This is a genomic window from Dorea sp. AM10-31 (assembly GCF_003435815.1).
Classification (GTDB): Bacteria; Bacillota; Clostridia; order Lachnospirales; family Lachnospiraceae; genus Dorea_D; species Dorea_D hominis.
Genome location: NZ_QTUV01000002.1, coordinates 578,057 through 590,349 on the forward strand (window position 1 = coordinate 578,057; position 12,293 = coordinate 590,349).

The 12,293-nt window shown below is 41.9% G+C and carries 14 protein-coding genes and 1 pseudogene; 1 reads left to right on the plus strand and 14 read right to left on the minus strand.

The features are described from left to right. Nucleotides 1-14: 14 nt before the first annotated feature. Nucleotides 15-1,739 carry an ABC transporter ATP-binding protein gene (locus tag DW125_RS05885; protein WP_021861418.1) on the minus strand — a complete coding sequence of 575 codons (1,725 nt, stop codon included), beginning with the start codon at nucleotides 1,737-1,739 and terminating at the stop codon, nucleotides 15-17. 237 nt (nucleotides 1,740-1,976) lie between these two features. Here DW125_RS05885 and DW125_RS05890 point away from each other — a divergent pair, with 237 nt between their 5' ends. Beyond that, a complete protein-coding gene (locus DW125_RS05890) occupies nucleotides 1,977-2,303 on the plus strand; it encodes a tRNA-binding protein (protein ID WP_021861419.1) in 327 nt (108 codons plus the stop codon). Nucleotides 2,304-2,436: 133 nt separating this feature from the next. Here the strand turns inward: DW125_RS05890 and DW125_RS05895 are convergent, their stop codons facing one another. The 13 genes and pseudogenes from DW125_RS05895 to DW125_RS14575 form a co-directional block, all read right to left on the minus strand. Further along, nucleotides 2,437-3,279, minus strand: a complete 843-nt coding sequence (locus DW125_RS05895; protein WP_021861420.1) for an L-ribulose-5-phosphate 3-epimerase — start codon at nucleotides 3,277-3,279, stop codon at nucleotides 2,437-2,439. Continuing rightward, on the minus strand, nucleotides 3,276-3,413 hold the full coding sequence (locus tag DW125_RS14005) for a hypothetical protein (RefSeq protein ID WP_158549892.1): 138 nt from the start codon (nucleotides 3,411-3,413) through the stop codon (nucleotides 3,276-3,278). Before DW125_RS14005 ends, DW125_RS05895 begins: the two co-directional genes overlap by 4 nt. 83 nt (nucleotides 3,414-3,496) lie before the next feature. Continuing rightward, entirely contained in the window at nucleotides 3,497-5,020 is a 1,524-nt protein-coding gene (locus DW125_RS05900; RefSeq protein WP_158549893.1) for an alanine/glycine:cation symporter family protein, read from the minus strand. Between the two features lie 152 nt (nucleotides 5,021-5,172). Further along, complete coding sequence (locus tag DW125_RS05905; protein ID WP_021861422.1) at nucleotides 5,173-5,973, minus strand: metal ABC transporter permease; 801 nt, start codon at nucleotides 5,971-5,973, stop codon at nucleotides 5,173-5,175. Beyond that, the gene (locus tag DW125_RS05910; protein ID WP_021861423.1) at nucleotides 5,973-6,656 is read right to left on the minus strand and encodes a metal ABC transporter ATP-binding protein; all 684 of its coding nucleotides are present in this window, start codon (nucleotides 6,654-6,656) and stop codon (nucleotides 5,973-5,975) included. Before DW125_RS05910 ends, DW125_RS05905 begins: the two co-directional genes overlap by 1 nt. A gap of 43 nt (nucleotides 6,657-6,699) precedes the next feature. Next, a complete protein-coding gene (locus DW125_RS05915) occupies nucleotides 6,700-7,608 on the minus strand; it encodes a metal ABC transporter substrate-binding protein (protein WP_117537385.1) in 909 nt (302 codons plus the stop codon). A 99-nt stretch (nucleotides 7,609-7,707) separates the two neighbouring features. Next, a complete protein-coding gene (locus DW125_RS05920; protein ID WP_021861425.1) occupies nucleotides 7,708-8,133 on the minus strand; it encodes a Fur family transcriptional regulator in 426 nt (141 codons plus the stop codon). Between the two features lie 16 nt (nucleotides 8,134-8,149). After that, nucleotides 8,150-8,992, minus strand: a complete 843-nt coding sequence (locus DW125_RS05925; RefSeq protein WP_117537427.1) for a putative ABC transporter permease — start codon at nucleotides 8,990-8,992, stop codon at nucleotides 8,150-8,152. A 53-nt stretch (nucleotides 8,993-9,045) separates the two neighbouring features. Next, entirely contained in the window at nucleotides 9,046-9,978 is a 933-nt protein-coding gene (locus tag DW125_RS05930) for a ketopantoate reductase family protein (protein ID WP_117537386.1), read from the minus strand. A gap of 169 nt (nucleotides 9,979-10,147) precedes the next feature. Next, nucleotides 10,148-10,360 (minus strand): FeoA domain-containing protein, encoded by a 213-nt coding sequence (locus tag DW125_RS05935; protein WP_021861427.1) that lies wholly within the window; start codon nucleotides 10,358-10,360, stop codon nucleotides 10,148-10,150. 61 nt (nucleotides 10,361-10,421) lie between these two features. Then, complete coding sequence (locus DW125_RS05940; protein WP_021861428.1) at nucleotides 10,422-11,807, minus strand: alanine/glycine:cation symporter family protein; 1,386 nt, start codon at nucleotides 11,805-11,807, stop codon at nucleotides 10,422-10,424. Nucleotides 11,808-11,882: 75 nt separating this feature from the next. Next, a complete protein-coding gene (locus tag DW125_RS05945) occupies nucleotides 11,883-12,074 on the minus strand; it encodes a DUF6472 family protein (protein ID WP_021861429.1) in 192 nt (63 codons plus the stop codon). Nucleotides 12,075-12,150: 76 nt separating this feature from the next. Next, nucleotides 12,151-12,255: pseudogene (locus DW125_RS14575) on the minus strand (ABC transporter permease); the annotation flags it as partial. Nucleotides 12,256-12,293 lie beyond the last annotated feature (38 nt).

Sequence of the window (12,293 nt, forward strand, 5' to 3'; positions counted from 1 at the left end):
TGTTTATTAAACTCTTACACCATTTCATTATAATGTGCATAAATGCCATTTTTTTTCAAAAGTTCTTCATGCGTACCGCGTTCTTCAATTCCACTCTCTGCTACAACAAGTATCTCGTCCGCATTCCGTATCGTAGATAACCGATGTGCGATCGTAATGGTTGTGCGGTTTTTCGCCAGCTCTTCCAGGCTCTTCTGGATATGACGTTCACTTTCATTGTCCAATGCACTGGTTGCTTCATCCAGAATCAAGATTGATGGATTCTTCAAAAATACGCGGGCGATCGATATTCTCTGCTTTTGTCCACCGGACAGTCTTGTTCCACGTTCTCCTACAAATGTATCATAATCATCCGGTAATCCCATAATAAAATCATGAATATTCGCCTTTTTTGCTGCACTTTCAATCTCTTTCTGCGAAGCTCCCGGTTTTCCATATGCAATATTTTCCCGGATTGTTCCACAGAATAGATAGACATCCTGCTGCACCAACCCGATCGTCTCACGAAGACTCTTGAGTGTAAGATTTCTGATATCTTTTCCGTCAATCGTTATTTTTCCACCTGTCACATCATAAAATCTCGGAAGTAAAGAACAGATGGTTGTCTTTCCACTTCCGGAAGGTCCGACAAGTGCAATTGATTTTCCTGCCGGAATTTCAAATGACACATGGGAAAGTACCGATGTATCATCATCGCTGTAATGGAAAGAAACATCCTCATAGCAGACATGCCCTGTTACATCTGTAAGTTCTTCTGCTCCCGGCGCATCTACAATTTCCGGCTCTGTATCAATAACATCCAGGAAACGATGAAAACCGGATAAGCCTTTCTGCATCATTTCTGTCAGTTCTACAAGAATCTGGATCGGACTGATGAAGATTCCGATATATAATGCATACATGGCAAGATCAGCAGCTTCCATCTGTCCATGTGCGATCAGCCATCCACCAAACACAAGCGTCACCAGATACATCAATCCCTGGAAAAAGAGATTTCCACTCATAAAACTTCCCATACAGTGATAATTGGCATCTTTGGATTTTAAAAATCCTTCATTGCTTTTCTTGAATTTTTCACATTCAACTGTCTCATTTGCAAAAGACTGCACAACCCGGATTCCCGCAAGTGTATCCTGAAGACTCGCATTCACATCTCCAATCTTTCTCCGGTTATCCATAAAAGTTTCCTGCATTTTACGATTTTGTCCATAAGAAAAAAACAGCATAAATACAACCAGCACCAGCAATGGAATCGCCAGTCTCCAGTTGATCAGGAATAAAAATACAAACGAACCGATGATCTTAATCAGTGAGATAAATAAATTTTCCGGTCCATGATGTGCAAACTCAGATATATCAAACAAATCTGAAACTAATTTGCTCATCATCTGTCCGGAATTGTTCTGATCATAATAAGAAAACGATAATTTTTCATAATGTTCAAATAATTGCTGGCGCATGTCGCGTTCCATTCTCGCTCCCATCATATGTCCCTGATAGCTGACATAATATTTACAGCCCATCTGCACAAGATATACAATCAGCAAAACAATTCCGACCGGTAATAGCGCATGCAGTATTTTCTCTGGTGTTTCGGTAAATAATGTCTTCGTCATTGTACGAAGGATCTGCGGAAATGCCAGATCCACAAGACTTATAACCGCCGCGCATACAAGATCAAGGAAAAATACACCTTTATACGGCGCATAATATTGAATAAATTTCTTTATTGTATACATAAAAATGCCCTCTTTCTATCATGATTCAATATGCCTGATTCATTTTCGGCACTTTTCCTATTATAAATGATTTTCTTTCGTACTTCCACCCTTTTATAACCATTCTCTATGTTACATAACTGTTCTTTCACACATTTTTTCAATAAACTTCTTTTCTTATTGATACTTGTTTCACAAACACTTTAAGTATATACTATAGCATATACTATTCTATATATTATCTGAGGAGGTATCGCTATGATTTCTTTAGAACATTTTGATGAAATTGACATGCGTGTCGGCACAGTTACTGCCGTGTCCCTGAACAAAAGAGCGCGAAAGCCAGCTTATAAAATCACTGTAGACCTCGGTGATGAACTCGGTATTAAAAACAGTTCGGCACAGCTTACAAATTATGAACCGGAAGAACTGATTGGAAAACAGGTTGTCTGTATATGTAATTTTGAACCGATCCGGATCGGTGATGTAAAAAGTGAAATCCGTATTCTCGGAAGTGATACCGACAAAGGATGCATTATATTGACATCCGTCTCACCGGTGAAGAATGGAAGTAAGATTTATTAAATCTGCTAATTTGCAGTTGCTAATTGTTCCGTATAAAAAGAGATTACCTGATGCAGGGTGTGTCACCTCAACAGGTAGTCTCTTTCTGTTATAGCTTCAAAAATCAGGTTTTCTGATTTGTCATGTATTCATGTTATTCCTGTGCATCCAGTAATTTTCTCATACTCTGATTTGCAAAGCAAATATCTTCTTTCCAACTGTCCTGCCCTACATCCCAGAGTTCCGTTACATAACGGCGCACGCCCAGTTTCCATGCCGTTTTAATGACTCTCTCAAATTCCACGTGTCCGGTCAGGAATGGAACTTCGCGGAAAATTCCCGGTTTTGTTTCTTTCAAATGCAGTGCGATCAGTCTTCCTTCACCAAGCAACAGATCTTCACACACATCATGCTTATATAAAACCGCTGCATTCGTAATATTACCAGCATCCGGATAGATTTTCAGATACGGAGAATTGACACGGTCTACATAATGAACAGCCTTTCCGACTGTATTCATAAATTCATTTTCCATTGTCTCAAATCCAAGAAGCACGCCTTCTCTCTCTGCCACTTCTGCCATAATATGGATATTTTCAAGGAAATACCGTTTCGTCTCTACTGTAGATTCTCCAAAATAAATATCATATCCCGGAATCATCACTGTACGTATGCCAATTGCTGCTGCAAATTCAATTGATTTAACTGCAATCTCCATGCCACGGTTACGGATCTCCGGATCCGGATCTCCTACTGCGTATTTTGTCAATGCACTGACACTCATAGACTGGATTGGGACTCCCGTCTCAAACATTGCATCTACGATTTCTTTACGCTCCTGTTCACTCATATACACACGGCTGATACGCTTCTCTGAAGCATCAATGCTGATCTCCATGTAATCATATCCACAGTCTTTTGTACATTCAAGCATTTCCTTCCAGGAAAGTGTACTTCTCATTGCTTTTTCATACAAGCCTATCTTATACTTCTTCACACTGCCACCTCTCTCATTTTCTTTGTTACATCTGTTGTCGTTCCTGTAAATAGCCTGCTTTTATTATCCCACATTTTTTTCAGATACGCAATCTTCACAGCATCTTTTATTCTCGGATCATCCGTCTGATCCACAAGCACGCCCCCGTTAAAACCAAAATTAGAGCCTTATCCGATATAAGTTTCCGGATAGGCTCCATTTTCTTCAAAAACAGATACTATGATTTCTTTGCGTATCCAAGTGATTCGTTCTCATAGTCTCCGCGTTCCTTTTTCTTCTGAACATATGTATCCCATACACCAGCTTCGTCTTCAATACCAACTGTCGCAGGATCAAATAAAGGATCTAATCCAAGCTTAATCTGTGTCTCATAATCCTTTACAATCTTCAGTACTTTCGGTGTCAGAAGCAGAACACTGAATGTATTTACCCATAACATACAGCCGACTCCGATATCACCCATTGGCCAGATGGTATCTCCGTCGATCAAGATTCCAAACAGGCAGAAAATTAAAAATAAAATTCTGACTACAGTTACAATCATCCTGTTCTCTCCAAAAAGATATTTGCATGTTGATTCTAACTGATAAGAATAAGACAACATGGTTGTAAAAATAAAGATAAACAACATCACTGCAAGCAGCATTGCTCCTGCTTTTCCAATTGTATCGGACATCGCTTCCTGCATGAATGCGATTCCGTACTGTACTCCCGGCGCGTGTTCAATCAGAAGTGCTGCGCTCTTACCACCGTCTGCTGAGACATTATAAGTTCCTGCCATCAATACGGAAATTCCGGTACAGGTACATACAAGCAATGTGTCAATATATACAGATAATCCCTGCACAAGTCCCTGCTTTACAGGATGTGAGGTGTCTGTTGTAGCTGATATTAACGGGCTCATACCATTACCTGCATCATTGGAGAAGAATCCACGTTTAATTCCCCATGCAACTGCGGAACCTACGATTCCGCCAAATACAGCATCCTTACCAAATGCACTTGTAAAAATAGATCCAAATACACTCGGTACTTTCTGGATGTTCATTACGATGATCAGAATCGTGATCAGGAAATAAACACCGCACATGATCGGTGCCAGAAATTCTGCAACCTGTCCGATTCGTTTGATACCGCCCATGATGACGATACCGACGATCACTGTCATTGCAAGTCCAACTACAATAAACGGAAGTCCAAACGCTCCGTTTACTGCTGTAGCTGCTGTCTGTGTCTGCATCGCCGGAAGTAAAAATCCCGGTCCGATAAATACCGCAATACAAAACAGTACAGCAAGTACCTTTCCGAAATATTTATTCTTCATTCCTCTGGACATGTAGAATGCCGGACCTCCGGTCAGCTCTCCCAGATTTCTTGTCTTATAAGCCTGTCCGAGCATACACTCTACCATTCCGGTAGATGCTCCTAAGATCGCTGTGATCCACATCCAGAACAATGCTCCCGGACCACCCATGAAGATCGCTGTCGCTGTTCCGGCAATATTACCAGTTCCGACACGTCCTCCGACCGTCGTCGCAAATGCCTGAAATGGTGACAGACCTGTATCTTTGTCATTGTGGCCTTCTTCGAGCAGGCAGTGAACCATATCTTTTAATCGTCTCACCTGCATGCCGCGAAGTCTTACTGTGAACCAAAGTGCAGCAACCATCAGGAACACACACATAACCGGTGCCCATATGATGTCGTTGACCATGTTCATAACTTTTACAAATACTTCCATTTTCCCTTTTCCCTTTTCCCTTAAATATTTTGCCAATGCATTTATGTTACCATAAGACATCCTGCGTTTCAAATATTTTTCGGCATAATCCCACATAAAAAAGAAGAAGTTCTCACACATGATATGGTAGAACTTCTTTGTTAATTTTCTATCTATCGTATAAATACTCTTTTCGCGATCACTACAACGAGAAACCACAGTACTTCTAGCAGTACGATTGTTCCTCCCGGTTTCACTCCCACATAGTAAGATAAAAATAATCCTGTAATTGTCGTGACCACTGCAACGATCACTCCACACACCAGCGTCATGCGGTAACTCTTTGCCATCTGCATCCCACAGGCAACCGGAACTACCAGCATGGAGGACACGATCAGTGTTCCGACCGTTCTGGATGCTGCCGATACCGTTAGCGCTGTCAGAATCGTGAAAATAAAGTTCACTTGTCTGACCGGAACGCCGGAGATTCTTGCCGCATTTTCGTCAAATCCAATATAGAAAAGTTCTCTGGAAAAGATGCCAAGCACAAGCAGGACTGCCACACTAATGATACATACTGCGAGCATTTCTCCCCTGCTGATCGACACAATACTTCCAAATAAAAAGCTGTTAAAGTTCGCACTGTCTTCCACAAAACCGGAAAGCACACCTGCCAGCCCGATTCCCGCCGACATAATGATCGCAATTGCCATCTCCGAGTAACGCGGTATTTTTTTTCGAATAGCTTCAATTCCAAATGCCGCAACAATGCAAAGCGCCCCCGCACCAAGTACCGGATTGATTCCAAGTAAAAGTCCAAGTGCTACACCTGCCAGTGACGAATGTGACAGTGCATCACCCACCATGGACAGTCGCTTTAATACAATCGTAATTCCGATACACGGCGTGATCACTGCAAGAAGAAGCCCTACTACAAAAGCTCGCTGCATAAATCCATACTGTAAAATCTCCATTACTCTGTAATGCCTCCTTCATCTGCTTTAAAATGTCTGTTTACTCCACAGAATAATTTTGTATTTCCATGTGTTACCATCAAAATCGTAAGTCCTTCTTCGTTCTTTTTCTGTAACACTTTCGCAAGTGCTTCCAGTGAAACAGAGTCTACGCCGACGGTTGGCTCATCCAGTATGAGAAGTCCCGGATCTGCTGCCAGAACTCTTGCCAGCATGACACGCTGCTGCTGTCCACCGGAAAGCTCACCGATTCTTCGTTTCAGGAAACTTTCCATTCCAAGTTCTGTCAGCGCCACTGTGATCTTTTGTCTGCACGCTTTTCTGCTCAGCCGCTTCTTGAAAGGGCGGTAAAGACCTGTCATCATCACTTCCTCTACGGTTGCCGGGAAGTCTTTGTTCCCACTGATACTGTTCTGCGGCACATAACCAATCTTAAGTTCTTTAAAATCCGCTTTCCCAATTTTTTTTCCAAAAATCTCCACAGTTCCCTGATCCGGTTCCAATTCTCCTAAAAGGAGCTTTAAGAACGTACTTTTTCCACTTCCGTTTTCTCCGGTCAGGATTGCATAATCACCACTGTTCAGACATATATTTACATTTTCCAATATAGGTACATCCCCGGTATAATGAAAAGAAACATCCTTCATCTGTATAACTTCCATTTTGCCACCTGCTTTCTGCATGTTTACCCTCACTGTCTTTTCCCAAAACGCTTTCTTATTTTTCTTAATTATCGAGAGCTTTCTTAAGTGTCCTGAGATTCTCTTCCATCACAGAAAAATAATCTGCACCCGCTTTCTGATCTTCATCGCTCATTCCTTCAAGTGTATCCAACACTGCCGTCTTTGCACCGATTTCTTTTGCGATCGTCTCTGCCACTTTCGGGCTTACCAGTTCCTCAAAGAAAATCGTACCTACATCATGTTTCTTAGCAAACTGGATGATTTCTTTCATTCTTGCAGCATCCGGCTCCGAATCTGATTGAATCCCTTCAATACCAATCTGCTTCAGATCATAAGCGCGGCACAGATATCCAAATGCTTCATGCGCCGTGATCACTTCTTTTCTCTTAATCTGACCGAGTGTTCTTTTATACCGCTCATCCAGTTTTTCACATTTTTCGGCATTTTTTTTGTAATTTTCCTCATAAACATTTCTGTGTTTTGGATCTGCTTTTATCAGTGCATCTTTGATATTTTCCATTTCCTTTTTTGCATTGAGCGGTGCAAGCCAGACATGCGGATCACTGCCTGTAAGCTTAACTCCCTTACTTGCTTCTGCGACAACAAGCTCTTTGTTATCCAATGTATTTAAAATTGTATCCGTCCAGTGTTCCATCTCTGCGCCGTTATATACAAACACATCTGCATCTTCCAGACTGGCTACATCTCTTGCGCCTGGTTCCCATTCATGTGGTTCTGTTCCTGCCGGAACAAGGTTCTTCACTTCCACCTGATCTCCGCCTATTTTTTTTGCAAGATCATACATCATATAAAAACTCGCCACAACCTGTACTTTTCCATTTGCTTTTTTACGCTCCATGCTGCTTTCCTTTCCACATCCGGTTACAAGCATGGAAATTGCCAATAAAAAAAGCACCACTGTGCTGAAACGATAACGGAATGTCTTCTTCATCCTAATCATCCTCCAAAAATGCAACTCATTTGCATTTAACACAATAATGCTTTTTCAGTTATTTGTCAATATCTTCTTCGATATTTGCAACTCATTTGCTTATTTATCTTCCATTTTTTTCTCGCAGTCACCGCAGATCCCATGCAGCAGATCTCCTTCACACAACAGACGGAACTTATGATCTTCTTTTAGATGGTTGCGGAACTCATCCATAAACCCACAGTCCAGATGCAGGATTCTTCCGCATTTGACACATTTCAAATGCAAATGCTGTACACAATGCCCCATCTCTCCGGAATACTGATAAACTGCTCTTTCTGATCCGGCATCCGCATACTTGATGATTACATGTTCTGCCAGAAGTTTATCCAGATAACGGTAAATCGTTGTCGTATTTGCCTTTATCTCTTTTTCTTCCAGATGCTTCTTAATATCGGAAGCACTGACCGTTACTGACCAGTTCTGTTTCAGATATTCCAGAATCTCCGTTCTCGTTTTTGTTATATATGTTTTTCGCTCTGCCATTGCTTTCGCCTCTTTGTTATTTATTTTTCTTTGCTGCTTTTCTTGCTTTTTTCAGTGCTTTCGTCGCAAGCCATTCTGAACGTCTGAACTCTTTTAATCTTCCAAACTGCTCCTTATGAAGTCTTGGCTGCATCTTCGGGAATGCACGCAGCATACGTGTTGTCATTCTAGGACTGCGTTTCTGCAATTCCAGATACATACCACGAAGCTCCTCTTTTCTCGCTTCTGTCTGTTCTTTTATGCGCTCCTGGCGTTCCATGCCTTCCATGACACTTTTGTAAATATCGCTGCCGATCTGATCAGAGATCCGGTGGAACTCTGCGGCAATCTCCTCCATTTTCTCCAGACGTTTATTAAATTTCAGGATTGCAGCTACCGTTACGGAAATATCAACAAAAATACTGATACCAAATGCAACGTCCTCACCGATTGTCAGCCACTTCGGTACAAGCAGTACCAGTTTACAGATCAGCGGATGGACGATCTTTACAACAAATACACACGCTGCACCCCACGCCGCCGAAAAAGGAATACACACATAGCCATTCAGATTAAATGGAACTTCCGAGTAATCCCACCATTTGTGATGAAATAATTTGTCCAGCGCAAATCCGGTCAGCCACTCCAGTGTCGTTGTAAGCACAATCGACAGTAAATATAATAATCCAAGTTGATGCGCGTACGGATCTAAAAGCTGTACAACGATCACAACACCGACTCCATAGATTGGACAGATCGGACCGTTCAAAAACCCACGGTTTACGAATTTCCGTTCCTTGACTGCGGCATAGGCAACCTCTGTACACCAGCCGAGAAAGCCGTAAATAAAAAAGTATAAAATAATATTCTGTATTTCCATATTCATCTCTTTTCTTCTATAATTTTTATTCTGCTGCCAGCTTACCGGTCATTTTAAAACTGAAACAATCCGTCATTTTTCTGCTCCAGTACTTTAATTCCGTTCAGAAACAGCCGGCAAATAGGTGTTGCCACGCCAAGTTCTTCTCCCATGCGTACCATCTCGCCTGCAAACATCTCAATCTCTGTCTTCTTTCCTGCTTCTATATCCTGAAGCGTAGACGGCTTATTCTGCGGCGGGATTCTTTTGATCGTTTCATACTGGTCGTCTAACTGCTCCTGGGTAATGATAATTCCTTTTGCTTTTGCAACTGCACGGACTTCTTCCATTGCTTCTACGCGGATAGCACTTGCTTCTTTGCTTTTTACATAAGCGCCAAACGGAATACCAAGAAGTGCACAGGTCAGATTCTCACCAACATTACACATATATTTAAACCACAGCCCGTTCAACATATCCTTCCGGATCACATATGGAATATCACAGCGTTCTAATACTTCTTTTATTGCTTCTACTCTCCCGGACAATGTCTCATTTATTTTTTCCCCAAAATAAATCTTTCCCCAGTACGGATCAAAATCTGCTTTTCCATCCTTCATTACAATCGACATCCGCATATAAGAATACAGTACATGCTCCCATCCATATGCTGCCGCTACCTGCTCCTCACTGTTCACACCGTTCATAACGCATAAGATCTGTGTATCCGGTCCGACAAATTTCTCAATATCTTTAATTGCCTGTGCAAGTCCCAGATCCTTTGTTGCCATAATGATCAGATCTGTCGGTGTTCCATCTTCCGGAGTACAGATTGGAAAATGATAATTTACACCATTGACTGTCACGCCTTTTGTCTGTAGTCTTTCTTTTCTTTCCCCTTCTGCGATCACGCAGAAATTCTCTCTTCCAAGATGTTCCTCCATACGTGGCGCGAAAAATACGCCCATCGCTCCCAGTCCGATCAGTGCTGCATTTTTTATATCCATCTTTTTTCCTCCTGTCTGTATTCATAAGCTGTCATGTACTATAGATTCCATACGAATTGTTCCGCACTTCGTACTTCCACAATTCTCTCCGATCATTCGCATATCATTTTTATCATAGCAAAATCCGGAATAAATTTCCACACCTACAATATAAAAAGAATCAAGGCTGTTACACCTTGATTCTCCATGCTGCATCATCGCTGATCGCGATTCTCACCTGATTCGTTCCGATGATCAATCCTCCGATAAACTTCTGTATAATGTGGATATCCACACCTTCTTTTATCTGGTACTGTGCCATTAGATCCAGCACTTCCGGTACTCCGAACATCCATTTAATCGTGTAGTCTTCTCCTACGTTCGCCTCTGCAAGTGCCTGCATACTATCACCTCTTTTTTTCATTGTATGAGCGCACATGCCTGTTAGTCAATCGTAACATTTTTTATTTCATATTTTTCTCCATATCCCGCATCTCTGCAAGTGCCTGGCCACCCATCAGATACAAAATCCCAATGTTGAAAATGGTCATAAGTCCGATACCGACATCCCCCAGATCCCAGACAAATGTGTATGTCGCGATTCCTCCGATGAAAAGCATTACCAGTGCCAGCACTTTGTATGCTGTCTGGGAAAACCAGTTATCTCCAAACAGATAAGCAACATTACTTCTCGCATAGAAAAGGATTCCCAAGAATGTTGAAAAGCTGAACAAAAACAGCGTGATCGCAATAAATATAACTCCGGCTTCCCCGAAATGATACCGCATAGCTGCCTGTAAAAGCTCCATTCCTTCTTTTCCTGCCAGCATTTTCTCCGGTGCAAGCAGCATGATCATTGCTGTACAACTACAAATCACGATCGTATCAATAAATACACCTAAAGCCTGTACAAGTCCGGCTTTTCCCGGTCTCTCACATTCAGCAGCTGCGGCTGCACAAGGTGCTGAACCGGAACCTGCTTCATTAGAGAACAGTCCTCTCTTCACTCCGTTCATGATCACGGCTCCAAAGCCACCTGCAGCTGCCTGTCTGAAGCCAAATGCTTCTTTGAAAATTCTGGAAAATACACCCGGCAGGCTCGGAATGTGTGTCATGATCAAAAAAACGGTGATTGCAAAATAAAACACTGCCATAATTGGTACAATTACATCCAGAACTTTCACGGTCGCATTCTTTCTTAACACAATAAACGCTGCCAGAATAACCAGAACGATCGTAGTATATAAAGGTGGAATAGAAAATGCATTTTCAAATGAAGATGCTACCGAATTGCTGATCACCTGGCTGATTCCGCACCAGCAGATCAGTCCGGATATTGCAAATAAAACAGCAATCAGTACATGCTTTTTCTTCGTTCCCTGTCTATCTTCTATATAGTGATGTATATAATAAGCCGGACCGCCCCGGTAACCACCGTACAGAGGGTCCTTCTCCTTGTAAAGCTGTGCCAGTGTTGCTTCTATAAATGCCGTAGATGAGCCGATCACTGCCGTTATCCACATCCAGAACACTGCCCCGGCTCCTCCTGCTGAGATTGCTGCTACCACGCCGACCAGGTTACCCATGCCTACCCGTGTTGCCGTAGACACGATCAATGTCTGAAATGTAGAAAGGCTGCTCTCTTCTTTCTTTTTCTCAAGAAGTGCCTTCACCATCTCCGAAAATAACCGGACAGGCAACACTCTTGTCCTTATTGTAAAATAAATTCCTACCGGTATCAGCAAGATAATAAGCAGGGATATTCCTACAGAGCCACCGCCAGGAAGTGGTATCTGCAGGAAATCTCCCCATAAAAATCTGTAAATTGTTTCAATAATTGTAATGATCATTTTCCCGGTCCTTTCCATAACGTAAACATACTAAGAATTATTTTACCACAGACCGGAACTTATTACTATATTTACTTACATCTGTTTTCTTACAACCATATATTCATCACCATTGCGATAGTACGGGCACTGGTAATGCTGGTCGGAAATAAGACGCATATATTCGTCTTCATCCATATTAATATCGCATACATAGCTCTCATAATCTTCATCATATGTGAAATAAGTGCAGCTCTCGCAGCTTCCTTTTGTCTGTTTGCTTGCCATCGTTTTTTCCTCTTATTGTAAAATGATGTTAAAGTTAAAAGATGCTCTACTATTTTGTAGGAAGATACGGAAAATGTCAAGCCGTATACCGAAGTGCTTCCACCGGTTTTTTCTTAGCTGCCTTATTTGCCGGATACAATCCGAAGATTACACCGATCGCTACGGAAAAAAGCACGGCGATTCACATAACCGGTACAGACATCTGATACCACCTACTTT